Raw genomic sequence first — 24,612 nt, forward strand, 5'->3', positions numbered from 1 at the left:
TCCACGCTGCTCGAGGCGCCCACTTGCTCAACCCACCACTCTCCCCCGCTGCCATCCCGTACGCCGTCGACCCACACACCGTGGAGCAGGCGTGGTTCCTGGCGTCCAGGTGGAGCGCGCCACTGTACGAACGACCTGGACGCCAGGGGCCGCGTCTGCTCGGCTCTGCCTGGGTCGATGGCGTACGGGATGGCAGCGCCTGGCCCACGCCACAGCGGACCCACGGGCGGCAATGGCGCCCCCTCCATCCCGGTGCTGGCCGATCCCCCGCCGGAGGCACTGTTCTAGCCTCGGCTGGGCCGTCTCACACTTACCCCGGCCTGGTCTTCGCCCCTTGTGGGCGCGGACGGGCGCCGGCGCGCGGCCCCGGTGACGAAGGCAAGGAGGGGCGGCGCGCCGGCGACCGTCCGGCGCCGCCGCGCTGTGCGCGGTACCTCCGATCTGTGATCGGACTGTTTGGAGTTCAGGAGGCCGGGAGCAACGGCGAGCGAAGCGAGCCCTTGATGATGTAGAGAACTTCCACCGCGCCAAGATCCGGTGCGTCTGACCAGGGCTGTCCGTCTGTCCGTCTGGTCCGCTACCGTGCGTCCCATGTCATCTGCTTTGGACACGCCCCAGAGGGCGGCCGAACTGGCTGAGTGCCTGCTGCCTCCGCTCGGAAACCGCTGGTTGCACACCCAAGCTGTCGCCCAACGCGCTCGCGAGGCTTCGCCGGCCGTGCCGAAGATGACCGTGACCTCCTGGTCGCTGCAGCATGGCTCCACGACATCGGTTACGCGCCGGAACTGCGGGACACCGGTTTCCACCCGCTCGACGGTGCGCGCTACCTGGAAACACTCGGTGCACCTTCACGCCTCGTGCGGTTGGTCGCCCACCACTCAGGCGCCGTGTATGAGGCTGAGCAGCGCGGTCTGACTGTTGAACTGGCCGTGTACGAACGGGAGGATTCGCCGGTCCTGGACGCGTTGATCTTCGCCGACATGACCACTGGTCCAGCGGGGCAGTCGTTCGACTTTGACCGGCGGATTGACGAGATCTTGGTTCGGTACGAGCCGGGCAGCGAAGTGCACACCGCGATCAGCAAAGCTCGGCCGTACCTTGGCGCCGCTGTTGACCGTACGCGCGCGCGTCTCGCGGATCAGCCGATGTAGGGCTCGGGTCGGCCAGCCAAGCCGTGATCGATCCGCATGCGCATGGACGGGTGGATGTTCAGCTCGTCCAGCTTGCTCGGAGCGACGAACGCCACTTCCTTGCTCTCGCTGCTCGTCCGTACTTCGCCGCCCGTGATTCGCGCCCGGAAGCAGATGGAGAACTGCTGCCGGACTTCGCCGTCGTCGTACGCCATGACGTGCGCCGGATTCGTGTAGATGCCGACTAGGCCGGTCACCTCCACGTCGATCCCGGCCTCTTCCTTCGTCTCGCGCACGGCTGCGTCGGGCGCTGACTCTCCAACATCAACGCCGCCTCCGGGCAGCGCCCAAAGGTCGTTGTCCGTCTTGTGGATCAAGAGGACTTCGCCAGCATCGTTCGTGACCACCGCCGTGACCGAGGGAACGATGCTGTTCGCCTTCGGGGCGTTCGGATCGTTGAAGTAGTCGACTCGTGCCATGCACCTAGCGTCGCATGCCTCGGTGCTGAAGTGATGGGCTATGCGGGCCGTCCTCGCTCCCATGCGTAGTCGAAGCTCCGCATGTAGTGCCGGAAGGCGCGGGCACCGGGGAGGTAGCGGAAGTGCAGGACCGGGTTCTGTCCCGCCGGCGCACCGAGGACGTGTGGGTTCACCAACACGTCATCGTCGAACCGATAGACCGAGTTGTAGAGGATCGTGTCGTGCAGTCGAACCTCAACACCTGGCGTGGTCGTCGCCGGCTCGAGGTAGCGACGGGTGATCCTTGCGCGTGCCGCCAGATCGCCGCCGATGCCTTCCTCCTCGTCCCGCTGCCGGACGGCTTCTGATTCTGGGTCGCCCAGCAGGATGCGCACTTGGGCGCCGGCCTTCGCCTTCTCCGCCAACAGGTTAGGCAGGTCCGGGTGGTTGTCGAAGAGGAACAAGCCTGCATAGACCAGGATCCCGACTTGGTCTGTCGCCTTCTCGATGAGCGATGACCACAGCGGCGCGGGACCGCGCCACGGTGCGGGTAGTACGTGATCAGCTCGGAAGTGCTGGCCGTCTCAGTCTGCTTCTCAACGGAGGGCCAGAGGTACACCTCGTCAACGCCCAGGAAGCTAGCGGCCTTCCATCGGTGTCCTCGGTGTGGTGTACGGCCGGTGGTGATCCATCGCTCAACACTCTTCGGGGTCTACGCCGACGTGCTGAGCAACCGACTGGATCGTCTCGCCCTTCGCCGAAATCGTCGCGCGCAGACGCTCGTTCGCCATGATGTGCCCTTCTCTGGGACGTGCCGGGGACGTTTTGACGATATCTCAGACCCTAAACGTCCAACGGGACGTGATGTGTCCACCACCTTTCGCGGTCTCCTGATCTCACGGCCGAACAAGGCGGTTCCGACTCCCGAAATCAGGAGACAGACGATGCGTCAGGTCTCCGTCGACACGAACGGCGCGACCCTGATGGTCGCCCAGCCCCCGCAGCCCAAGTACTCCGATCGGAAGACCCAGACGCGCGCCGTCGACACCCAGACCGGCGAATTCCTGGTGACGCTGGACCTGCTGTTCGTCATGAACGGCAACGCCGACGTCATCACCGTGTCCGTGGGCGAGTCGGGCATCACCGGTGAGCTCACCATGGGCACCCCGGTCGGGCTGACCGGCCTGATCGCTCGGCCGTGGGAGAACGAGTTCAACGGCCAGAAGCGGCACGGGATCTCGTTCCGGGCCGTCGCGGTCACCTCGCTGGTTGCCGGCGCTACGAAGCCGAAGGCAGCCTGACCATGACCTGGTCCTGGTCGCCCTGGTGCTGGTCGTCGCCGCTGCGGGTCTCCTGTGGTGGCGGCGCCCCGCCTGGTACTGGCTCACCTTCGGTGTCGTCCTGGCCGGTCTGCGGGTCCTCGTCCGGTGCGCGTCCGTGATGGACGCCTGCGGGCTGACGGTCTCGCCCTCGCGCTGGCGCCTCACCCTGGCCCGGGCCACGAACCGACCGCTTCCCCGTCCCCGCGCCCCGCGCATCCTGCGTCTGCGACCGACCCGAACCGGGCTGGTGCTGCGGCTCAAGCTCCGTCCCGGTCAGGACGTCTTCGACGTGGCAGCCTCGTGTGACCGACTGCGGCACTCGTTCGCCATGTACGGCGTCACCTCGCGGGAATTGCGTTCGGGCGTCGTGGAAGTGCGGATGACCGGCTACGACGTGCTCAAGCGGGTGCAGATGCCGATCAAGGTCGACACCCGTCCGATGCGGGTTCCGGTCGCCCTCAGGGAAGACGGCGCGGTCCACTACCGCGACTACCGCGCGGTCCCCCACGCGCTCACGCTCGGCGCCACGGAGTCCGGCAAGTCCGTCTACCAGCGCAACCTCGTCGCCGCGCTCGCCCCGCAACGGGTCGCCCTGGTCGGGATCGACTGCAAGCAGGGTGTGGAGCTGTTCCCGCTGGCTCGCCGGTTCTCCGCGCTGGCCGACAACCAGGACACCGCCGCCGAACTCCTCGACGCCTTGGTCTCCCACATGCAGGACGTCTACCAGCTCATCCGCGCCGAACAACAGATCACCGCTGACGTGCCGGATGCGGAGATAGCCGCCGACATCTGGGACCTGCCGGAAGACCTCCGCCCGGTGCCCATTGTGGTCCTGGTCGACGAGGTCGCCGAACTCGCCCTGTTCGCCACCAAGGAGGAAGAGAAGCGCCGGGACCGGATCATTACCGCGCTCGCCCGGCTCGCCCAGCTCGGCCGCGCCGCCGGCATCTGCCTGGAGATCTGCGGTCAGCGCTTCGGCTCCGAACTCGGCAAGGGCATCACCACGCTCCGCGCCCAGCTCACCGGGCGTACCGCGCACCGCGTCAACGACGAGTCCAGCGCGAACATGACCTTCGGGGACATCGCCCCGGACGCCGTCCTCGCCGCGATCCAGCTCCCCACCGACATGCCCGGCATCGCCATCACCGGCGACTCGACCGGCGGCTGGGCCCGCATCCGCGCCCCGCACACCTCCCTGCGTCAGGCCGTGAACACCTGCAACCGGTACGCCGCCCTGGCCCCGGACCTGCCCGCCCTGGCCCCCTTCCTGCCGGCGCTCGCCATCCCGACGCCGGTTGACGCCTCGGCCGTCGAGTCCATCCCCGCTACTGCCTGATCCCTCCCGCTCCACGGTTGGCGCGACCGCATCGCGTCAGGTCCCTACCCGAGCCATGCCCGAAGAAGGGGGATCGTCCGCCATGTGCCCCGACTGCGAGGACTTCAGCGGACTCAAAAACCGGCCCGTCGAAGAGGTGTGGCCCGTGCCGATCCCGCCGCAGCTCGTGGCGATTCTCCGAGATCACCTCGACACGTTCGGCACTGCGAAGGACGGGCGGCTGTTCACGAACGAGCGCGGGGGAGTGGTCGGCTCGTCCACGTACTACCGCGTGTGGCAGGAGGCTCGCGCGCTGGCTCTTCCGCCGGCCGTTGTTGCCTCGTCGCTCGCCGCCCGTCCGTACGGCCTGCGGCACTCGGCGCTGTCGACCTGGCTCAACTCCGGCGTCGACGCGACCGAGGTCGCCGAGCGTGCGGGCAACAGCGTCGAGGTCCTGCTGAGCCGCTACACGAAGTGCATCGACAGTCGGCAGGAGATCGCCAACCGCAAGATCGAAGAGCTGTTGCGCGAGTACGAGTGATCTCGCGCGCGCCGTACGAGGCTTCAGGCCCCTGGATCCGTCCGGGGGCCTTCGCCGTTTCCAGGGCTGACCAGGGCCAATGTCCCAAGAGCCTGTCCACGAATAGTCCACAGACCCCGACACAGGGCCGCTCAGTGCTGCATACGCCTGCACAAACGCGAAGACCCCACCCTCAGCGTTTCCGCTGATGACGGGGTCTTTGGGCACCAAATACAAGGTGCCCCCGGCAGGATTCGAACCTGCGCACACGGCTCCGGAGGCCGTTGCTCTATCCCCTGAGCTACGGGGGCGTTCGCCGTGCTTGGCGGCGACGGGTAGAACCCTACCAGCTCCCGTGGGGTGGCTGTGAACAGGTATTTCCGGTGGTCGGCGGGGGCGGGGTCCCCCGCAGGGGGCGGAAGTGGGGAAAACCCGGACGCGGCGACGGTCGCGGACCTAACCTCGAGATGTGTCAGGCGTGTCCGGCCGGGTGCTTGTTGTCGACGACAACAAGGTCATCCGGCAGCTGATCAGGGTCAACCTCGAGCTGGAGGGCTTCGAGGTCGTGACCGCGGCCGATGGTGCCGAGTGTCTGGAAGTGGTGCACCGGGTCTGTCCGGATGTCATCACCCTGGACGTCGTGATGCCTCGGCTCGACGGGCTGCGTACGGCCGCCCGGCTGCGGGCGGATCCGCGTACGCGGCAGCTGCCGCTCGCCATCATCAGTGCCTGTACGCAGTACGAGGTCGAGAACGGGCTCGCGGCCGGTGTCGACGCGTTCCTGGCCAAGCCCTTCGAGCCGGCCGAGCTGGTCAAGGTCGTCCGGCAGCTGATGCACCGGGAGGCCCCGCCGTCCGCCGACGGCAACAGGCAGCCCGGACGCGCCGGGCGGGCGGCCGGCACCTCCCTGGGCTGACCCCGTCCGTCCTGCCTGACCTAACCCTGTCGAGCCTAACCCTGTCGAGCATGGTTGCGGCGCCGTGCCAGGGCCCCGAGCCCGCCGGACCGCAGCAGGGGCGGCGCGGGGTGACCCCGGCCCACAGCGGCCCCCGCCCGGCCCCGTACCCCCCGGCGCCCAGCCCCCCTTCCCACATCCCGAAACCGATTGGCCGCCCCACCCCCCCTCTCCCATACGCTGGTCCCGTGACCCCCGCAGAGCTCTCCCGTACCGTCGTGCGTGCCGTGCGCAGCGCCGTCGACGAGGGTGTGCTCGCCGTGGACGTGCCCGGTGACCGTGACGTCAAGGTGGAGCGGCCCCGGCCCGGAGGGGGCGGGGACTACGCCACCGCCGTCGCCCTCAAGCTCGCCGCCGCCTCCGGCCTCGCCCCCCGTACCGTCGCCGAGGCCCTGCGCGGGCACCTCGCCGGCGCACCCGGCCTCGCGCGCGTCGACATCACCGGACCCGGGTTCCTCAACTTCACCCTGGACGCGGACACGGCCCACGCCGACCTCGTACGCCAGGTGCTCGCCCTCGGGCCGCGCTACGGGTACGGCGACGCCCTCGCCGGGCAGTACCTCTCCTTCGCCCCCGTCCACGAGCCCCGCGCCCTCGCCGTCACCTCCGCCGTCGTCGCGCTGCTGCGCTCGCAGGGCGCCACCGCCGAGATCCGGGGTGGGGGACAGCGACTGCACGTCCTGCCCGACCCCGGTCCCGCGCCCCTGGCCGACCGCGTCGGGCCCGACGCCGCCCGCTGGGCCTACCTCCGCGCCGCCGCCCCGGACCGGCCCGCCCCCGCCGCCGAGCTCCTCGCCCAGCGCGACGCCAATCCGTACTTCCGTGTCCGGTACGCGTACTCCCGCACCCGCGCCCTCACCCGCAACGCCCACGCCCTCGGCTTCACCAGCGCCCCGGGCGACCTCGACATCCCGGCCGATGCCCGCGACCCCCGCGCCCGGGGCGACCTCGGCCTCCCCGCCACCGGCCGTGACCCCCGCGCCCCGGGCGACCTCGGCCTCCCCGCCGACACCCCCGCCCCGGCCGACCCCGACCTCCCCCCGGCCCCGGGCGCCCCCGCCCCCGGCACCCCCACAAACACCACCCCCACAAACACCACCCCCCCAACCCCCCTCCTCACCCACCTCGCCGACCACCCCCCCACCCTCCTCCGCGCCGCCCAGCTCGCTGCCCCCGATCGGGTCGCGCGGCATCTCGAGGTGGTCGCCGGGGCGCTGCTCGACTTTCAGCACCTCGTGTTGCCGCTCGGGGACGAGAAACCCTTGGCCGCCCACCGTGCCCGGCTCGCGCTCGCCGAAGCCGCCGGAGCGGTGCTCGCCGGTGGCCTGTCCCTGTTCGGCATCGACGCCCCTGAATTCCTGTGAACTCGTGAGAGCCGTACGAGTCGTGAGAGTTGTGAGAGTGACCGCATGAGCCGTTCCGCCCACCCCGCCGGGCCCCGCCACGCCGACGTCCTTCCCGAAGGGCACTACTCGGCGCCGCCCGCCGACCTCAACTTCCTTGATCCGAAGGTCTGGTCGCAGACCGTCGGGCGCGACGCCGACGGTGTCGCCACCGTCGCCGGGCTCGATGTCACCTCGCTCGCCGAGGAGTTCGGCACCCCCGCCTACTTCCTCGACGAGACCGACTTCCGCGCCCGCTGCCGCGCCTGGGCCGACGCCTTCGGCAAGGACGCCGATGTCTTCTACGCCGGGAAGGCCTTCCTGTCGCGCGCCATCGTGCGGTGGCTGCACGAGGAAGGGCTCAACCTCGACGTCTGCTCCGGCACCGAGCTCGCCACCGCCCTCGCGGCCGGTATGCCCGCCGAGCGCATCGCCTTCCACGGCAACAACAAGTCCGAGGACGAGATCCGGCGGGCCGTCGACGTCGGCGTCGGGCGCATCGTCCTCGACTCCTTCCAGGAGATCGTCCGTGTCGCCCACATCGCGCAGAGCCTCGGCAAGCGCCAGCGCGTTCAGATCCGCGTGACCGTGGGCGTCGAGGCACACACCCATGAGTTCATCGCCACCGCTCATGAGGACCAGAAGTTCGGGATCGCGCTGGCGGGCGGGCAGGCCGCCGAAGCCGTGCGGCGGGCTCTGAAGCTCGACGGGCTCGAGCTCATCGGGATCCACTCCCACATCGGGTCCCAGATCTTCGACATGGCCGGATTCGAGGTGTCCGCCCGGCGCGTCGTGCAGCTGCTCGCCGAGGTGCGTGACGAGCACGGGGTCGAGCTGCCCGAGATCGACCTCGGCGGCGGGCTCGGTATCGCGTACACCTCCGACGACGACCCCCGCGAGCCGCACGAGATCGCCAAGGCGCTCAACGAGATCGTCTCGCGCGAGTGCGAGGCCGCCGGGCTGCGTACGCCGCGCATCTCCGTCGAGCCGGGGCGCGCGATCGTCGGGCCCAGCGCCTTCACGCTGTACGAGGTTGGGACGATCAAGCCGTTGGAGGGGCTGCGGACGTACGTCAGCGTCGACGGGGGGATGTCCGACAACATCCGGACCGCCCTGTACGACGCCGAGTACTCGGTGGCCCTCGTCTCGCGCACCTCCGAGGCCGAGCCGATGCTGGTACGGGTCGTGGGCAAGCACTGCGAGAGCGGCGACATCGTCGTCCGGGACGCGTTCCTGCCCGCCGACCTGGCGCCCGGCGACCTCATCGCGGTGCCTGCCACCGGGGCGTACTGCCGCTCCATGGCCAGCAACTACAACCACGCCCTGCGGCCGCCGGTGGTGGCGGTCCGCGACGGCGAGGCGCGGGTGATCGTCCGGCGTGAGACGGAGGAAGATCTCCTGCGTCTCGACGTCGGATGATGAACAAATGAATAGAACGATGAATAAATAGTGGAATATGTGTCTCAGGATCCGGACGGAGCACGGAAACCTCCGTCCGGTGAGTGAGACTGGTTCGCATTCAAGCTGGTAGAAGGAAACGAGGTCGGATGATGCGTACGCGTCCGCTGAAGGTGGCGCTGCTGGGCTGTGGAGTGGTCGGCTCAGAGGTGGCGCGCATCATGACGACGCACGCCGACGACCTCACGGCGCGCATCGGCGCGCCGGTCGAGCTCGCCGGTGTCGCCGTGCGCCGGCCCTCCAAGGTGCGCGAGGGCATCGACCCCGCGCTCGTCACCACCGACGCCACCGCCCTCGTCAAACGCGGCGACATCGACGTCATCGTCGAGGTCATCGGCGGCATCGAGCCCGCTCGTACGCTCATCACCACCGCCTTCGAGCACGGCGCCTCCGTCGTCTCGGCCAACAAGGCGCTGCTCGCCCAGGACGGCGCCGCGCTGCACGCCGCCGCCGTCGAGCACGGGCGGGACCTGTACTACGAGGCGGCCGTCGCCGGCGCCATCCCGCTGATCCGGCCGCTGCGCGAGTCCCTCGCCGGCGACAAGGTCAACCGGGTGCTCGGCATCGTCAACGGCACGACCAACTTCATCCTCGACAAGATGGACTCGACCGGGGCCGGCTACCAGGAGGCCCTGGACGAGGCCACCGCGCTCGGATACGCCGAGGCCGACCCCACCGCCGACGTGGAGGGCTTCGACGCCGCCGCCAAGGCCGCCATCCTCGCCGGGATCGCCTTCCACACCCGGGTCCGCCTCGACGACGTCTACCGCGAGGGCATGACCGAGGTCACCGCCGCCGACTTCGCCTCCGCGAAGGAGATGGGCTGCACCATCAAGCTGCTCGCCATCTGCGAGCGCGCCGCCGACGGCGGGTCCGTCACCGCGCGGGTGCACCCGGCGATGATCCCGCTGGACCACCCGCTGGCCTCCGTGCGCGGCGCCTACAACGCCGTCTTCGTCGAGGCCGAGGCCGCCGGACAGCTGATGTTCTACGGGCCCGGCGCGGGCGGCGCGCCGACCGCCTCCGCGGTCCTGGGCGACCTGGTCGCGGTCTGCCGCAACAAGCTCGCCGAGTCCACCGGGCCGGGTGAGTCCGCGTACACCCAGCTGCCCGTGAGCCCCATGGGTGACGTGGTGACGCGCTATCACATCAGCCTCGACGTGGCCGACAAGCCGGGTGTGCTCGCCCAGGTGGCCACGGTCTTCGCCGAGCACGGGGTGTCCATCGACACCGTCCGCCAGTCGGGCAAGGACGGCGAGGCCTCCCTCGTCGTCGTCACCCACCGCGCGGCCGACGCGGCCCTCACCGGGACCGTGGACGTCCTGCGGGGACTCGACACCGTGCGGGGTGTCGCCAGCATCATGCGTGTGGAAGGGGAGTAACGAGCCATGACCCACCAGTGGCGCGGAATCATCGAGGAGTACCGGGACCGCCTCCCGGTCTCCGCCACGACCCCGGTCGTCACCCTCCGCGAGGGCGGTACGCCGCTCGTGCCCGCGCAGGTGCTCTCCGAGCGCACCGGCTGCGAGGTCCACCTCAAGGTCGAGGGCGCCAACCCCACCGGCTCCTTCAAGGACCGCGGGATGACGATGGCGATCACCCGGGCGAAGGAGGAGGGCGCGCAGGCGGTCATCTGCGCCTCCACCGGCAACACCTCCGCCTCCGCGGCCGCCTACGCGGTACGGGCCGGCATGGTCTGCGCGGTCCTGGTGCCGCAGGGCAAGATCGCGCTCGGCAAGATGGGCCAGGCGCTGGTCCACGGGGCGAAGATCCTTCAGGTGGACGGGAACTTCGACGACTGTCTGACGCTGGCGCGCGGGCTCTCCGACAACTACCCGGTGGCGCTGGTCAATTCGGTCAACCCGGTCCGTATCGAGGGCCAGAAGACCGCCGCGTTCGAGATCGTGGACATGCTCGGCGACGCGCCCGACATCCATGTCCTTCCCGTGGGCAACGCCGGGAACATCACGGCCTACTGGCGTGGGTACCGGGAGTACGCGGCGGACGGGGTGGCCACGCGTACGCCTCGTATGTGGGGCTTCCAGGCGTCCGGCTCGGCGCCGATCGTGCGGGGCGAGGTGGTCAAGGACCCCTCCACGATCGCCACCGCGATTCGCATCGGCAACCCTGCATCCTGGCAGTTCGCGGAGGCCGCGCGCGATGAATCGGGCGGTCTCATCGACGAGGTGACGGACCGTGAGATCCTGCGGGCCTACCGGCTCCTCGCGGCCCAGGAGGGCGTCTTCGTGGAGCCCGCCTCGGCCGCCTCGGTCGCCGGGCTGCTCAAGGCCGCCGAGCAGGGGCTGGTGGATCCCGGCCAGAAGATCGTCTGTACGGTGACGGGCAACGGCCTCAAGGACCCGGACTGGGCCGTCGCGGGCGCTCCGCAGCCGGTCACCGTGCCGGTGGACGCGGCGGCCGCGGCCGAGCGCCTCGGGCTGGCGTAGCCGGAACCGGGGCTTCAGGCCGTACGCGAACCCGTACAACTCGCAGTAACTCGGCACGTAGGGGCGCAGGGGGCTCGCGACACGCATCGTGCGCCTCCTGTGCGCCCTATGTCGCCACTGAACCTTCCTTCGATAGGCTGTACCCAACCCGCCCCGCCGCATATGCCGCGGTGCAGTTGCCCACGTGGCCGTCGGGTTCTTGGGTACCTCTTCGAAAAACTCGCAGCAGTCCTCACAAGGAGAGTCATCAGAGCGATGGCCGGTCCCGCATTCCGCGCCGCCGCCGTACGGGTGCGCGTCCCCGCCACCAGTGCCAACCTCGGCCCGGGCTTCGACTCCCTGGGCCTGTCACTGGGGCTGTACGACGACGTGGTCGTCCGCGTCGCCGACTCCGGCCTGCACATCGACATCGCGGGCGAGGGCGCCGAGACGCTGCCCCGCGACGAGAGCCACCTCCTCGTACGGTCGCTGCGCACCGCCTTCGACCTGCTCGGCGGGCAGCCGCGCGGCCTGGAGGTCGTCTGTGCCAACCGCATCCCGCACGGCCGGGGCCTGGGCTCCTCGTCGGCCGCCATCTGCGCCGGCATCGTGGCCGCGCGCGCGGTGACCATAGGCGGCGACGCGCGGCTCGACGACGCCGCGCTGCTGGAGCTGGCCACCGAGATCGAGGGCCACCCCGACAACGTCGCGGCCTGTCTGCTCGGCGGCTTCACGCTCTCCTGGATGGAGGGCGGAGCTGCGCGGGCCATCAGGATGGACCCTGCGGATTCCGTCGTTCCGGTGGTCTTCGTGCCCGGGAGGCCGGTGCTGACGGAGACCGCGCGGGGGCTGCTGCCGCGGACCGTCCCGCACGGGGACGCGGCCGCCAACGCCGGGCGTGCGGCGCTGCTCGTGGAGGCGCTGACCAGGCGCCCCGAGCTGCTGCTCCCGGCCACCGAGGACCGGCTCCACCAGGAATACCGGGCACCGGCGATGCCCGAGAGCGTGGCGCTGGTCAACCGACTGCGGGCGGACGGCGTCCCCGCGGTCATCTCCGGCGCGGGACCCACGGTCCTGGCGCTGGTCGAGGACGGTGCGGCCGACAAGGTCGCACGGCTGGCGGGCGACGGGTGGGCCGCGAACCGGCTCCGCCTCGACGCCTCGGGCGCGAGTGTCCTGCCACTGGGGTCATAGGCCATCGGGGTCGTATGGCCGCCAGGGCGTCACGCGCGGCTTGCCGGTGAACGAGAGGGGGAATGTTTGTTGGATCCGGTAGTGTTAACCTCAAGTCTGCATCGGTCGTCTTTGTGGCGCGGTGCTTCGTGTCCCCTTCAGGGACCGCCTTTCTTCCGGGAGCCTCCCAAACCGCCAGCGCAGCCTGCCTGAGCAGTTTCCGAGCACGCTCCGGAACCGGCACGACACCCCCCGCTCTTCCTCAGGGGGCCGAGTAGGGGAACTCGGGCCGGACCCCACGCACGTTTACCTCTCCGCCGTACGCGGCGGACCACCGCCCCGGCACGGTCAGTGACCCCAGGTCACAGGCCATGTTCGGACAGCACAACCGGTCGCCGAGCCAGACAGGCCGACGTCCGCTCCAGGGAAGGACCCTTCGTGAGCGACACCACCGATCTGATGGGCGTGACTGCCGACACTTCCGTCGGCGACGCCGCGCCCGCCGCAGGTGCTGCCTCTGGCACCACCGCACGGCGCCGCCGCTCCGGCACCGGCCTCGACGGCATGGTCCTGGCCGAGCTGCAGCAGGTCGCGTCCGGCCTCGGCATCAGGGGCACCGCGCGGATGCGCAAGAGCCAGCTGATCGAGGTCATCAAGGAGGCGCAGGCCGGCTCCGGCTCCGCCGCCCCGGCCAAGGGCGCCGACGCGGCCGAGACCAAGCCCAAGCGCCGCGCCACCTCCAAGGCCCGTACGGGTGACGAGGCGGCCGAGAAGCCCGCCGCCCAGCAGCAGATCGAGATCCCCGGCCAGCCGGCCGGGGGCGGCGCCCAGGCCGAGCGCGGCCGTGAGCACGGGGGCGAGGAGCAGCCCGCGGGCGAGCGCCGCCGCCGGCGCGCCACCGCGGCCGCCGGCTCCCCGGAGTCCGCGACCGCCGCCGAGCCGCAGTCCGCCAAGGCCGAGGCCAAGACGGACGCCCGGGCCGAGCAGAAGACCGACGGGCAGCCGGACGCCAAGGCCACCGAGGCCGTCGACGGCGCCGAGGGCCGTCGCGAGCGCCGTGACCGCGGTGAGCGGGGCGACCGCCAGGGCGGCCGTCGCGGCGACCGCGACCGCGGCGAGCGTGGTGACCGCGGCGACCGCGGTGACCGCCGTGGCAAGGGCGACGACCAGCAGGGCCAGGGCGGCCAGCGCCAGCAGCGCCAGGGCGGCCAGGGCCAGCAGAACAACGGCCCGCAAGACGACTTCGACGACGAGGGCCGCCGTGGCCGCCGGGGCCGCTACCGCGACCGCCGGGGCCGTCGTGGCGGGCGCGACGAGTTCGGCGCCGAGCCGCAGGTCAACGACGACGATGTGCTGATCCCCGTGGCGGGCATCCTGGACATCCTCGACAACTACGCGTTCATCCGGACCTCCGGCTACCTGCCGGGCCCGAACGACGTGTACGTCTCGCTCGCCCAGGTCCGCAAGAACGGTCTGCGCAAGGGTGACCACGTCACCGGCGCCGTGCGCCAGCCCAAGGAGGGCGAGCGCCGCGAGAAGTTCAACGCGCTGGTCCGCCTGGACTCGGCGAACGGCATGGCGGCCGACTCCGGCCGGGGCCGTCCCGAGTTCAACAAGCTCACCCCGCTCTACCCGCAGGACCGGCTCCGTCTGGAGACCGACCCGGGTGTGCTCACCACCCGCATCATCGACCTCGTCTCGCCCATCGGTAAGGGCCAGCGCGGTCTGATCGTGGCCCCGCCGAAGACCGGCAAGACCATGATCATGCAGGCGATCGCCAACGCGATCACGCACAACAACCCCGAGTGCCACCTGATGGTCGTCCTGGTCGACGAGCGTCCGGAAGAGGTCACCGACATGCAGCGGTCGGTCAAGGGCGAGGTCATCTCCTCGACCTTCGACCGCCCGGCCGAGGACCACACCACGGTCGCCGAGCTCGCCATCGAGCGCGCCAAGCGCCTCGTGGAGCTCGGCCACGACGTGGTCGTGCTGCTCGACTCGATCACCCGTCTGGGCCGTGCGTACAACCTGGCGGCCCCGGCCTCCGGCCGCATCCTGTCCGGTGGTGTCGACTCGACGGCGCTCTACCCGCCCAAGCGCTTCTTCGGCGCCGCGCGCAACATCGAGGACGGCGGCTCGCTGACCATCCTCGCCACCGCGCTCGTGGAGACCGGCTCGCGCATGGACGAGGTGATCTTCGAGGAGTTCAAGGGCACCGGCAACATGGAGCTCAAGCTCGACCGCAAGCTCGCCGACAAGCGCATCTTCCCGGCGGTGGACGTGGACGCGTCCGGCACCCGCAAGGAGGAGATCCTGCTCGGCAGCGACGAGCTCGCGGTGGTCTGGAAGCTGCGCCGGGTGCTGCACGCGCTCGACCAGCAGCAGGCCATCGAGCTCCTGCTGGACAAGATGAAGCAGACGAAGTCGAACGCCGAGTTCCTGCTCCAGATCCAGAAGACCACCCCGGGCAACGGCAACGACTAGCGTCACCGCCGCCACCTGCGCGAACGCCCCCGGCACCTCGGTGCCGGGGGCGTTTTCGCGCAACGGGGGCGCCGAGAGCTTCACCACAGGCCCACGGCGTTCTCCAGGGCTTCTTAGAACCCTGTGCAACCCTTCTTGGTGCTTCTCCGTCTGACAAGTGTCGACAAACCGTGCCTGACAGACACGGCGGGGGGTACCAGGAGCAGCGACGAGGACTGAGGAGACCATGGCCGACCACAGCGAGAGCGGCAGCGACCGAATATCCGGCGGCGGCCGTGGCCGGCGCCGCAAGCGCCCGACCCCGCGCCGCCGGGTGCTGACGATCGCGGCCTGGTCCGCGGCGGGCGTGGTGCTGGCCGGCGGGGCGGGCCTGGGGTACGTCTACTTCAAGCTGAACGGCAACATCAAGGGCGTCGACATCAACGCCCAGCTCGGCACCGACCGCCCGCAGGACGTCGACAACGGATCCATGGACATCCTGGTCCTCGGCTCCGACTCGCGGGCCGGCGCCAACAAGGAGTACGGCAAGGACGAGGGCGGGGCCCGCTCCGACACCGCGATGGTCGTCCACGTCTACGAGGGCCACAAGAGCGCCAGCGTGGTCTCCATCCCGCGCGACACCCTGATCACCCGGCCCTCCTGCGCCACCACGGACGGGAAGACCGACCCCGGCGGCAAGCGCCAGATGTTCAACACGGCGTACGAGGTCGGCGGCCCGGCCTGTGCGGTCAAGACGGTCGAGCAGATGTCCGGCATCCGGATGGACCACTACATCGAGGTCGACTTCACCGGCTTCAAGAAGCTCATCGACGAGCTCGGCGGGGTGCCCGTCACCACCGCGAAGCCGATCAAGGACAGCAAGAGCCATCTGGACCTGCCGGCCGGAAAGCACACCCTCGACGGCGAGCAGGCGCTCGGGCTCGTGCGCACCCGGCACGGCGTGGGCGACGGCTCCGACCTCGGCCGCATCCAGCTCCAGCAGGCCTTCATCAAGGCGCTGATCGAGCGGGTCAAGGGCGTGGGCGTCTTCACCAGCCCCACCAAGCTCTACGGGCTCGCGGACGCCGCCACCAAGGCCATCACCACCGACTCCGACCTGAACTCGATCAACAAGCTGATCGGCTTCGGCAACGGGCTCAAGGGCCTGGGCGCGAACGACGTCCACATGATCACCCTGCCGGTGATGTACGACCCGGCGGACCCCAACCGCGTACTGCCGCAGCAGGCCCACGCCCAGCAGGTCTGGGACGCGCTGCTGAGGGACCAGCCGGTGCCGGCCTCCGCGACCGCGGACTCCGCGGGTGACAAGGGTGATGTCGGCGGCGTGGTGAAAACCGGCTGACCTGCACTGATGTCAGGAGGGGCGGGCCCTGGAATAGAACGGGCCCGACCCCGGTTTTGGGAGATACGCCCAGTCCTGGCAGACTGGTACGTCGGCCCCGGTTCACGTGCGCGCAGTCCCGCGCGGACGACCCGGCGCCCTCCATGAACATAGGAGACACCTTGAAGCGCGACATCCACCCCGAGTACGTCGAGACGCAGGTCAGCTGCACCTGTGGCGCGTCGTTCACCACCCGCAGCACCCTCGCCGAGGGCACCATCCGTGCCGAGGTCTGCTCCGAGTGCCACCCGTTCTACACGGGCAAGCAGAAGATCCTCGACACCGGTGGCCGTGTGGCCCGCTTCGAGGCCCGCTTCGGCAAGGCTGCTGCCGCCAAGAAGTAGCGAGCCACTGCGCCGGTCTTCGGCCGTCCCCGTGCGGGACGGCTGGGACCGGCGCTTTGCCGTCTGCCGCAGCCACTCACACGATTACCCAGGAGCCCCCGATGTTCGAGGCGGTCGAGGAACTGATCGGCGAGCACGCCGATCTGGAGAAGAAGCTCGCCGACCCTTCGGTCCACGCCGACCAGGCGAACGCGCGCAAGCTCAACAAGCGCTACGCCGAGCTGACGCCGATCGTCGGGACCTATCGCTCCTGGAAGCAGACGGGCGAGGACATCGAGACGGCCAGGGAGCTCGCGGCGGACGACCCCGACTTCGCGGCCGAGGTCAAGGAGCTGGAGAAGCAGCGCGAGGAGCTGACGGAGAAGCTGCGGCTCCTCCTCGTTCCGCGCGACCCCAGCGACGACAAGGACGTCCTGCTGGAGATCAAGGCGGGCGCGGGCGGCGACGAGTCGGCCCTGTTCGCCGGCGACCTCCTGCGGATGTATCTGCGCTACGCCGAGCGGGTCGGCTGGAAGACCGAGATCATCGACGCCACCGAGTCCGAGCTGGGCGGCTACAAGGACGTCCAGGTCGCGGTGAAGACCAAGGGCGGCAACGGCGCCACCGAGCCCGGCCAGGGCGTCTGGGCGCGACTGAAGTACGAGGGCGGGGTGCACCGCGTGCAGCGCGTGCCCGCCACCGAGTCGCAGGGCCGTATCCACACCTCCGCCGCCGGCGTGCTCGTCACGCCCGAGGCCGAGGAGGTCGACGTCGAGATCAACATGAACGATCTGCGCATCGACGTCTACCGCTCCTCGGGCCCCGGCGGCCAGTCCGTCAACACCACCGACTCCGCCGTGCGCATCACGCACCTGCCGACCGGTGTGGTCGCCTCCTGCCAGAACGAGAAGAGCCAGCTCCAGAACAAGGAGCAGGCCATGCGTATCCTGCGTTCGCGGCTGCTCGCCGCGGCCCAGGAGAAGGCCGAGGCGGAGGCCGCCGACGCCCGGCGCAGCCAGGTGCGTACCGTGGACCGCTCCGAGAAGATCCGCACCTACAACTTCCCGGAGAACCGCATCTCGGACCACCGGGTCGGCTTCAAGGCGTACAACTTGGACCAGGTGCTCGACGGCGACCTGGACGCGATGATCCAGGCGTGCGTCGACGCCGACTCCGCCGCCAAGCTCGCCGCGGCGAGCTGACACCCGTAAGACACCCGGTACTTCCCCCGCCGTACGACGGGGCGGGGGAGGCCCATTGCAGCCCGGAGGACCAGCGTGCCGCAACATTCTGGGGGGCGAACCCCAGGCCCCCGCAGTGTGCTGCTCGCGGAGGTGGCCCAGGCCACCCAGCGGCTGGCCGACGCCGGCGTGCCCTCGCCGCGCTTCGACGCGGAGGAGCTCGCCGCGCACATCCACGGCGTCAAGCGGGGAGAGCTGCACCTGGTCAAGGACGCCGACTTCGACGCCCGTTACTGGGAGGCGGTCGCCCGGCGCGAGGCGCGCGAGCCGCTCCAGCACATCACCGGGCGGGCGTTCTTCCGCTATCTGGAGCTCCAGGTCGGCCCCGGCGTCTTCGTGCCCCGTCCCGAGACCGAGTCGGTCGTCGGCTGGGCCATAGACGCCGTGCGCGCCATGGACGTGGTCGAGCCGCTCATCGTGGACCTGTGCACCGGCTCCGGCGCGATCGCGCTGGCCATGGCCCAGGAGGTGCCCCGCTCGCGGGTGCACGCGGTGGAGCTGTCCGAGGACGCGCTCAACTGGACCCGCAAGAACGTCGAGGGCTCGCGTGTCGTGCTGCACCAGGGCGACGCGCTGACCGCGCTGCCCGAGCTCGACGGCCAGGTCGACCTGGTCATCTCCAACCCGCCGTACATCCCGCTCACCGAGTGGGAGTACGTCGCCCCCGAGGCCCGGGACCACGACCCCGAACTCGCCCTGTTCTCCGGCGAGGACGGCCTCGACACGATCCGGGGCATCGAGCGCACCGCCCACCGGCTGCTGCGGCCCGGCGGCCTCGTCGTCGTCGAGCACGCCGACACCCAGGGCGGCCAGGTGCCGTGGATCTTCAACGAGGAGGCCGGCTGGGCGGACGCCGCCGACCACCCCGACCTGAACAACCGTCCGCGCTTCGCCACGGCCCGCAAGGCTCTGCCGTGACCGTTTCCACCCCCAACCGCTTCAACACCGCGTACGTGTACGAGGAGGCCCGTTAAATGGCTCGGCGATACGACTGCAACGACGCGACCGACCGCACGACCGGTCTGCGTGAGGCCGCCTCCGCAGTGCGCCGCGGCGAGCTCGTCGTCCTCCCGACGGACACCGTGTACGGCATCGGCGCCGACGCGTTCAGCTCCGAGGCCGTCGCCTCCCTGCTGGACGCCAAGGGCCGGGGCCGCAATATGCCCACCCCTGTCCTGATCGGGTCGCCGAACACGCTGCACGGCCTGGTCACGGACTTCTCCGAGCAGGCGTGGGAGCTCGTCGACGCGTTCTGGCCGGGCGCCCTCACGCTGGTCGCCAAGCACCAGCCGTCCCTCCAGTGGGACCTGGGCGACACCCGGGGCACGGTCGCCATCCGGATGCCGCTGCACCCGGTCGCCATCGAGCTGCTGACCGAGGTCGGCCCGATGGCCGTCTCCTCGGCCAACCTCACCGGGCACCCCTCGCCGGAGGACTGCGACGCCGCGCAGGAGATGCTGGGCGACTCCGTCTCGGTGTACCTGGACGGCGGCCCCACCCCCGGTATCGTCCCGTCGTCGATCGTCGACGTCACGGGGAAGGTGCCGGTGCTGCTGCGCGCGGGCGCGCTCGACGCCGACGAGCTGCGCAAGGTGGTACCCGACCTCGAGGTGGCGAATTGACAGCCCCTGAGACGGGGCGTGGCATAGGCACCGGGCTCACCGGCACCACTTTCCGCATCCTCCACGTCAGCACCGGCAACGTGTGCCGCTCGCCCATCACCGAGCGGCTGACCCGGCATGCCCTGTACGACCGCCTCGGCGACCCGTACACCGGCGGCCTGATCGTGGAGAGCGCGGGCACCTGGGGCCACGAGGGCGCCCCGATGGAGGCCAACGCGGCGGCCGTCCTCGCGGACTTCGGCGCGGACGCCTCCGGCTTCACGGGGCGCGAGCTCCTGGACGAGCACGTCATCACCGCGGACCTGGTCCTCACGGCCACCCGCGACCACCGCGCCCAGGTCATTTCCATGGGCCACTCGGCGGGGCTGCGCACCTTCACGCTGAAGGAGTTCACCCGGCTGGTGCGCGCCATAGACCCCACGACGCTGCCGGACCCCCTGGAGGACGGCATGGTCGAGCGCGCCCGCGCCCTGGTCCGCGCTGCCGCGGCGCTGCGCGGCTGGCTGCTGGCCCCGAGCGCGGAGGCGGACGAGGTGAACGACCCGTACGGGGCCCCCATCACGTTCTTCCGCTCCATCGGCGACGAGATCAACACGGCCCTGGAGCCGGTGGTGACGGCGCTGACGGGTGTGGCCGCGCCGCATCCGCATTGAAGGAAGCCCGGGCACGAGACCGCCGGACGGAGTCCGGCGCGGCGACTCGAAGCCTGTGAGGCCCCTCGGGCCGAGCATCGCGAGTGGCGCGTAGGGGAGGGGCTCAACACGGCCCTGGAGCCGGTGGTGACGGCGCTGACGGGTGTGGCCGCGCCGCACTGACGGGAATACGGCGGGCGTACGTCCGCAGGGCGGCCTACATTGGATCTGACGCCTCACACACCCCCTGTCAGGCCCGGAGACCCCCGATGACGGTCACCACCGCAGCCGTGTCCGCTGCCCGCGCCGCCGCCCCCGAGGGGGCGCTCGACGCCCTGCGGCGCCAGGATCCCGAGATCGCCGACGTGCTGCTCGGCGAGACCCGCCGGCAGGCCACCTCGCTCCAGCTCGTCGCCGCCGAGAACTTCACCTCGCCCGCCGTGCTCGCGGCGCTCGGCTCCCCGCTCAGCAACAAGTACGCCGAGGGCTACCCCGGCGCCCGCCACCACGGCGGCTGCGAGCTGGTGGACGTGGCCGAGCGGATCGCCGTGGACCGCGCCAAGGCGCTCTTCGGCGCCGAGCACGCCAACGTACAGCCGCACTCCGGCTCCTCGGCCGTGCTCGCGGCCTACGCGGCGCTGCTCCGCCCGGGGGACACCGTGCTCGCCATGGGCCTCCCGTACGGGGGACACCTCACCCACGGCTCGCCCGCCAACTTCTCCGGCCGGTGGTTCGACTTCGTCGGCTACGGCGTCGACGCGGAGAGCGGCCTCATCGACTACGAGGAGGTCGCGGCGCTGGCCGAGCGCCACCGCCCCAAGGCGATCGTCTGCGGCTCGATCTGCTACCCGCGCCACCCCGACTACGAAGCGTTCCGCGAGATCGCCGACGCGGTCGGCGCCTACCTCATCGCGGACGCGGCGCACCCCATGGGCCTGGTGGCCGGGGGAGCGGCGCCCAGCCCCGTCCCGTACGCCGACGTGGTCTGCGCGACCACCCACAAGGTGCTGCGCGGCCCGCGCGGCGGGATGCTGCTGTGCGGCGCGGAGCTGGCGGCCCGGATCGACCGGGCGGTCTTCCCGTTCACCCAGGGCGGCGCCCAGATGCACACCATCGCCGCCAAGGCGGTCGCGTTCGGCGAGGCGGCGACCCCCGCCTTCACCGGGTACGCCCATCAGGTGGTCGCCAACGCGCGCGTGCTGGCGGCCGGGCTCGCCGCCGAGGGGTTCGCCGTCGTCACCGAGGGCACCGACACCCACTTGATCCTGGCCGACCCCGGCCCCCTGGGAGCCGACGGAAGGGCCGCCAGGGGCCGTCTGGCGGGCGCCGGGCTGGTCCTGGACACCTGTGCCCTGCCGTACGACGAAGCGCGCGGCATCCGGCTCGGTACGGCCGCGGTGACCACCCAGGGAATGGGCGAGGCGGAGATGGCCAGGCTCGCGGTGCTGTTCTCGGCGGCGCTGCGGGAAGACAGCGCGCAAGGCGGTGAAGTCCGCGCCGAGGTGCGGGAACTTGCCGGGAGATTTCCGCCCTATCCGCAATAGATGGGGTGAGTGACGGGGTTGACTGCAACCATCTCGTGTACCCGCATGTCCTCAACCATGGAAGCGCGAAGCTAGTCTGTGGGGCTGAGATGGCCAGCGATACCTCTGGGGCAGCCCGTGCGTGAATACCTGCTGACGCTCTGCGTCACGGCCGCGGTGACCTATCTGCTCACCGGGCCGGTGCGGAAGTTCGCCATCGCGACCGGTGCGATGCCCGAGATCCGGGCCCGGGACGTGCACCGCGAACCGACGCCGCGGCTCGGCGGCATCGCCATGTTCGGCGGACTGTGCGCCGGTCTGCTGGTCGCCGACCACCTCGACAGCCTCAACGGCGTCTTCGAGCGCTCCAACGAACCGCGCGCGCTGCTCTCCGGCGCCGCGCTGATCTGGATCATCGGCGTCCTGGACGACAAGTTCGAGATCGACGCCCTGATCAAGCTCGGCGGCCAGATGATCGCCGCCGGTGTGATGGTCGTCCAGGGTCTGACGATCCTGTGGCTGCCCGTCCCGGGCGTCGGCGCGGTCTCGCTCACCTCCTGGCAGGGCACGCTGCTCACGGTCGCCCTGGTGGTGATCACCATCAACGCGGTGAACTTCGTGGACGGCCTGGACGGCCTGGCGGCCGGCATGGTGTGCATCGCCGCCGCGGCCTTCTTCATGTACGCGTACCGGATCTGGTTCGGGTACGGCATCGAGGCCGCGGCCCCGGCCACCCTCTTCGCCGCCATCCTGATGGGTATGTGCCTGGGCTTCCTGCCGCACAACATGCACCCGGCGCGGATCTTCATGGGCGACTCCGGCTCGATGCTGATCGGCCTGGTCCTGGCGGCCGGCGCGATCTCCATCACCGGCCAGGTGGACCCGGACGCGCTGCGGATGAACCTCAGCCTCAGCGGCAGCGAGCGCGAGGCGACCCACGCGATGCTGCCGGTCTTCATCCCGCTGCTGATGCCGCTGACCATCATCGCGATCCCGATGGCCGACCTGGTGCTGGCGATCGTGCGGCGCACCTGGAAGGGCCAGTCGCCGTTCGCCGCCGACCGCGGGCATCTGCACCACCGGCTCCTGGAGATCGGCCACAGCCACAGCCGGGCCGTGCTGATCATGTACTTCTGGGCGGCCCTGATCGCCTTCGGGACGCTGGCGTACTCGGTGCACTCGGCGTCGATGTGGATCGTCTTCGTGATCGTCGCGCTGAGCGCGGTCGGTCTGGTCCTGCTGCTGCTCCCGCGCTTCACCCCGCGCGCCCCGCGCTGGGCCGAGGCGTTCGTCCCGCCGCGCTATCGGCGCCGTACCCGGCTCGCCGCGGCGGCCGCGGCCGCGCGGGACGCCGAGGAGTGGGACGGGGACGAGGAGGAGCGCACCCCGGTCGGCGCGGGCGTCTCCGGCGTCAACGGGGCGACCGCCATCGGCCCCCGTTCGCGCTTCCCCGACCGGCGGAAGACGGGCGCGTCGCGCTGACGAATTGCCGCACCGGACCCCAATACCAGACAAGTTGCCGCCCGTCTTGCACATGCGGGCGCGTTCACTCTCATGTGTGACGGGCAGCACACCCCATGGTAAAGACCTCATCAAATAGTTTGTGATACGGTTCACGAGACCCGGCAACAGAGCCGAAGGACCGTAGTGCGACGGCCCATTGGCCCGAGGGATCACCTCGGCCGGGGCCTACGCTCGTCCATGACGACACCCTGCCCCCACCAGTAAGCGGAGCTGCCGCCATGCCGTCCAACGACGCCCGCACCCTCCTTCGGACCGCCCTGCCCACCGCTGCCGCCGGCGTGATCGCCGTCGCCGTCAGCGCGGGGGTCGCGGGTGGCAAGGGGGCCATCGGAGCCGCCGTCGCGTCGGTCGTGGTCATCGCTTTCATGGGTATCGGGCTGGTCGTCCTGGAACGCACGGCAAAGAACCTGCCCCACCTGTTCCAGGCCATGGGGCTGATGCTGTACACGGCCCAGCTGCTGTTGCTCTTCATCTTCGTCGCGGTCTTCAAGAACACGACGCTGTTCAACCCCAAGGCATTCGCCGCCACGCTCGTCGCGCTGACCCTCGTCTGGATCGGCATGCAGGCACGTGCGCACATGAAGGCCAAGATCCTTTACGTCGAGCCGGATTCGGAGGCTCACAAGGCCCACAAGTCCGGGTCTTCGTCGTGAAAGGTAGGGGCGGAATAAATGCGAGTTCGAGACCCTGCTATCGTCCGGTGCCAACTGCGGCACTGCGGGCGCGGGCATCTGAGCTGACGCCTGCTCGAACGCGAGGCTTGATGCCCGACCGCCGCCCCATCATCCGTAACACCAGTCCAGTGCCGAACCGCGGCTGCGCGCCGCGCCGACACAACGAGGTTGCCGTACCTATGCGCCACGCTGAAGGAGCCCGCGGTGAGTGCTGACCCGACGCAGCTCGCTTTCGACACCAGTTGCCACCTGTTCCAGGACTGCGGTGGCTTCGAGGGTCCGGGCCTGCACTCGTTCCTGTTCAAGCCTCTTTGGGGCGACGCGGACGGCAACGGCGTTTATTTCAACAAGCCGATGCTGCTCGCCCTGCTGGGTTCGCTCATCATCGTGGGCTTCTTCTGGGCCGCCTTCCGCAAGCCGAAGGTCGTCCCCGGCAAGCTCCAGATGGTCGCCGAGGCCGGCTACGACTTCGTACGCCGCGGCATCGTCTACGAGACGATCGGCAAGAAGGAGGGCGAGAAGTGGGTCCCCCTCATGGTCTCGATCTTCTTCTTCGTCTGGATGATGAACCTTTGGTCGATCGTCCCCGTCGCGCAGTTCCCGGTGACGTCGATCATCGCGTACCCGGCGGTTCTCGCGGGGATCGTCTACGTCATCTGGATGAGCCTGACGTTCAAGCGCCACGGCTTCGTCGGCGGCTTCAAGAACCTCACGGGCTACGACAAGTCGCTCGGCGCGGTCCTGCCGCTGGTCATGGTCATCGAGTTCTTCTCGAACGTGTTCGTGCGCCCCTTCACGCACGCGGTGCGACTGTTCGCGAACATGTTCGCCGGTCACACCCTGCTGCTGCTCTTCACCATCGCCAGCTGGTACATGCTCAACGGCATCGGCATCGCGTACTCGGGCGTCTCGTTCGTGATGGTCATCGTGATGACCGGCTTCGAGCTCTTCATCCAGGCCGTCCAGGCGTACGTGTTCGTGCTTCTGGCCTGCAGCTTCATCCAGGGCGCCGTCGCCGAGCACCACTGACCGCCCGCTCGCACCTCACCACCCCCAAAGTCGTCCGGTG

Annotated in this window: 22 protein-coding genes, 1 tRNA gene and 1 pseudogene; 21 read left to right on the forward strand and 3 right to left on the reverse strand. The window is 70.2% G+C overall.

Annotated elements, in window-relative coordinates:
* The first annotated feature begins 638 nt into the window (after positions 1-638).
* Complete coding sequence (locus ABD236_RS03035) at positions 639-1,151, forward strand: HD domain-containing protein (RefSeq protein WP_344069785.1); 513 nt, start codon at positions 639-641, stop codon at positions 1,149-1,151.
* Here ABD236_RS03035 and ABD236_RS03040 read toward each other — a convergent pair.
* Positions 1,139-1,609 (reverse strand): NUDIX hydrolase, encoded by a 471-nt coding sequence (locus ABD236_RS03040; protein WP_344069788.1) that lies wholly within the window; start codon positions 1,607-1,609, stop codon positions 1,139-1,141. The genes ABD236_RS03035 and ABD236_RS03040 overlap by 13 nt on opposite strands.
* A 38-nt stretch (positions 1,610-1,647) precedes the next feature.
* A complete protein-coding gene (locus tag ABD236_RS03045; protein ID WP_344069791.1) occupies positions 1,648-2,052 on the reverse strand; it encodes a hypothetical protein in 405 nt (134 codons plus the stop codon).
* Positions 2,053-2,532: 480 nt separating this feature from the next.
* Here ABD236_RS03045 and ABD236_RS03050 point away from each other — a divergent pair, with 480 nt between their 5' ends.
* The 3 genes and pseudogenes from ABD236_RS03050 to ABD236_RS03060 all read left to right on the forward strand — a co-directional run.
* A complete protein-coding gene (locus ABD236_RS03050; protein WP_344069795.1) occupies positions 2,533-2,889 on the forward strand; it encodes an SCO3933 family regulatory protein in 357 nt (118 codons plus the stop codon).
* A 13-nt stretch (positions 2,890-2,902) separates the two neighbouring features.
* Complete coding sequence (locus tag ABD236_RS03055) at positions 2,903-4,246, forward strand: FtsK/SpoIIIE domain-containing protein (RefSeq protein WP_344070097.1); 1,344 nt, start codon at positions 2,903-2,905, stop codon at positions 4,244-4,246.
* Positions 4,247-4,346: 100 nt separating this feature from the next.
* Positions 4,347-4,766: pseudogene (locus tag ABD236_RS03060) on the forward strand (tyrosine-type recombinase/integrase); the annotation flags it as partial.
* A gap of 218 nt (positions 4,767-4,984) precedes the next feature.
* Here the strand turns inward: ABD236_RS03060 and ABD236_RS03065 are convergent.
* A tRNA-Arg gene (locus ABD236_RS03065) sits at positions 4,985-5,056 on the reverse strand.
* Positions 5,057-5,214: 158 nt separating this feature from the next.
* On the opposite strand from ABD236_RS03065, the gene ABD236_RS03070 reads away from it, so the two are divergent.
* The 17 genes from ABD236_RS03070 (at position 5,215) to atpB (ending at position 24,572) form a co-directional block, all read left to right on the forward strand.
* On the forward strand, positions 5,215-5,661 hold the full coding sequence (locus tag ABD236_RS03070) for a response regulator (protein ID WP_344069798.1): 447 nt from the start codon (positions 5,215-5,217) through the stop codon (positions 5,659-5,661).
* Between the two features lie 227 nt (positions 5,662-5,888).
* Positions 5,889-7,064 (forward strand): ArgS-related anticodon-binding protein NrtL, encoded by a 1,176-nt coding sequence (nrtL, locus tag ABD236_RS03075; protein ID WP_344069801.1) that lies wholly within the window; start codon positions 5,889-5,891, stop codon positions 7,062-7,064.
* A 45-nt stretch (positions 7,065-7,109) separates the two neighbouring features.
* Positions 7,110-8,501 (forward strand): diaminopimelate decarboxylase, encoded by a 1,392-nt coding sequence (lysA, locus tag ABD236_RS03080; RefSeq protein WP_344069803.1) that lies wholly within the window; start codon positions 7,110-7,112, stop codon positions 8,499-8,501.
* Between the two features lie 131 nt (positions 8,502-8,632).
* A complete protein-coding gene (locus tag ABD236_RS03085) occupies positions 8,633-9,922 on the forward strand; it encodes a homoserine dehydrogenase (RefSeq protein WP_344070099.1) in 1,290 nt (429 codons plus the stop codon).
* Between the two features lie 6 nt (positions 9,923-9,928).
* The gene (gene thrC / locus ABD236_RS03090) at positions 9,929-10,987 is read left to right on the forward strand and encodes a threonine synthase (RefSeq protein ID WP_344069805.1); all 1,059 of its coding nucleotides are present in this window, start codon (positions 9,929-9,931) and stop codon (positions 10,985-10,987) included.
* Positions 10,988-11,242: 255 nt separating this feature from the next.
* Entirely contained in the window at positions 11,243-12,160 is a 918-nt protein-coding gene (thrB, locus tag ABD236_RS03095) for a homoserine kinase (RefSeq protein WP_344069807.1), read from the forward strand.
* A gap of 417 nt (positions 12,161-12,577) precedes the next feature.
* Positions 12,578-14,623, forward strand: a complete 2,046-nt coding sequence (gene rho / locus ABD236_RS03100; RefSeq protein ID WP_344069809.1) for a transcription termination factor Rho — start codon at positions 12,578-12,580, stop codon at positions 14,621-14,623.
* A gap of 226 nt (positions 14,624-14,849) precedes the next feature.
* Positions 14,850-15,965 (forward strand): LCP family protein, encoded by a 1,116-nt coding sequence (locus tag ABD236_RS03105; protein ID WP_344069811.1) that lies wholly within the window; start codon positions 14,850-14,852, stop codon positions 15,963-15,965.
* A gap of 161 nt (positions 15,966-16,126) precedes the next feature.
* A complete protein-coding gene (gene rpmE, locus ABD236_RS03110; protein ID WP_101390144.1) occupies positions 16,127-16,348 on the forward strand; it encodes a 50S ribosomal protein L31 in 222 nt (73 codons plus the stop codon).
* Between the two features lie 101 nt (positions 16,349-16,449).
* A complete protein-coding gene (gene prfA, locus ABD236_RS03115; RefSeq protein WP_344069814.1) occupies positions 16,450-17,529 on the forward strand; it encodes a peptide chain release factor 1 in 1,080 nt (359 codons plus the stop codon).
* Positions 17,530-17,604: 75 nt separating this feature from the next.
* On the forward strand, positions 17,605-18,486 hold the full coding sequence (gene prmC / locus ABD236_RS03120) for a peptide chain release factor N(5)-glutamine methyltransferase (protein ID WP_344069816.1): 882 nt from the start codon (positions 17,605-17,607) through the stop codon (positions 18,484-18,486).
* 56 nt (positions 18,487-18,542) lie between these two features.
* A complete protein-coding gene (locus ABD236_RS03125) occupies positions 18,543-19,190 on the forward strand; it encodes an L-threonylcarbamoyladenylate synthase (protein ID WP_344069818.1) in 648 nt (215 codons plus the stop codon).
* Complete coding sequence (locus tag ABD236_RS03130) at positions 19,187-19,843, forward strand: arsenate reductase/protein-tyrosine-phosphatase family protein (protein ID WP_344069820.1); 657 nt, start codon at positions 19,187-19,189, stop codon at positions 19,841-19,843. Before ABD236_RS03125 ends, ABD236_RS03130 begins: the two co-directional genes overlap by 4 nt.
* Before the next feature lie 248 nt (positions 19,844-20,091).
* Complete coding sequence (locus ABD236_RS03135; RefSeq protein WP_344069822.1) at positions 20,092-21,366, forward strand: serine hydroxymethyltransferase; 1,275 nt, start codon at positions 20,092-20,094, stop codon at positions 21,364-21,366.
* A gap of 105 nt (positions 21,367-21,471) precedes the next feature.
* The gene (locus ABD236_RS03140; RefSeq protein WP_344070101.1) at positions 21,472-22,827 is read left to right on the forward strand and encodes an MraY family glycosyltransferase; all 1,356 of its coding nucleotides are present in this window, start codon (positions 21,472-21,474) and stop codon (positions 22,825-22,827) included.
* Between the two features lie 260 nt (positions 22,828-23,087).
* A complete protein-coding gene (locus ABD236_RS03145) occupies positions 23,088-23,522 on the forward strand; it encodes a Cg1360 family ATP-synthase-associated protein (protein WP_344069824.1) in 435 nt (144 codons plus the stop codon).
* Between the two features lie 225 nt (positions 23,523-23,747).
* Positions 23,748-24,572, forward strand: a complete 825-nt coding sequence (gene atpB / locus ABD236_RS03150) for a F0F1 ATP synthase subunit A (RefSeq protein WP_344069826.1) — start codon at positions 23,748-23,750, stop codon at positions 24,570-24,572.
* The last annotated feature ends 40 nt before the right edge of the window (positions 24,573-24,612 follow it).

Source organism: Streptomyces crystallinus (assembly GCF_039521265.1).
GTDB classification, from domain to species: domain Bacteria; phylum Actinomycetota; class Actinomycetes; order Streptomycetales; family Streptomycetaceae; genus Streptomyces; species Streptomyces crystallinus.

Excerpts from the sequence above, each read along its gene's own strand:
- ABD236_RS03085 (WP_344070099.1), top strand. The coding sequence starts at position 8,633 with ATGCGTACGCGTCCGCTGAAGGTGGCGCTGCTGGGCTGTGGAGTGGTC.
- ABD236_RS03105 (WP_344069811.1), top strand. The coding sequence starts at position 14,850 with ATGGCCGACCACAGCGAGAGCGGCAGCGACCGAATATCCGGCGGCGGC.
- thrB (WP_344069807.1), top strand. The coding sequence starts at position 11,243 with ATGGCCGGTCCCGCATTCCGCGCCGCCGCCGTACGGGTGCGCGTCCCC.
- lysA (WP_344069803.1), top strand. The coding sequence starts at position 7,110 with ATGAGCCGTTCCGCCCACCCCGCCGGGCCCCGCCACGCCGACGTCCTT.
- prfA (WP_344069814.1), top strand. The coding sequence starts at position 16,450 with ATGTTCGAGGCGGTCGAGGAACTGATCGGCGAGCACGCCGATCTGGAG.
- ABD236_RS03145 (WP_344069824.1), top strand. The coding sequence starts at position 23,088 with ATGCCGTCCAACGACGCCCGCACCCTCCTTCGGACCGCCCTGCCCACC.
- ABD236_RS03135 (WP_344069822.1), top strand. The coding sequence starts at position 20,092 with ATGACGGTCACCACCGCAGCCGTGTCCGCTGCCCGCGCCGCCGCCCCC.
- thrC (WP_344069805.1), top strand. The coding sequence starts at position 9,929 with ATGACCCACCAGTGGCGCGGAATCATCGAGGAGTACCGGGACCGCCTC.
- ABD236_RS03125 (WP_344069818.1), top strand. The coding sequence starts at position 18,543 with ATGGCTCGGCGATACGACTGCAACGACGCGACCGACCGCACGACCGGT.
- ABD236_RS03040 (WP_344069788.1), bottom strand. The coding sequence starts at position 1,609 with ATGGCACGAGTCGACTACTTCAACGATCCGAACGCCCCGAAGGCGAAC.
- ABD236_RS03050 (WP_344069795.1), top strand. The coding sequence starts at position 2,533 with ATGCGTCAGGTCTCCGTCGACACGAACGGCGCGACCCTGATGGTCGCC.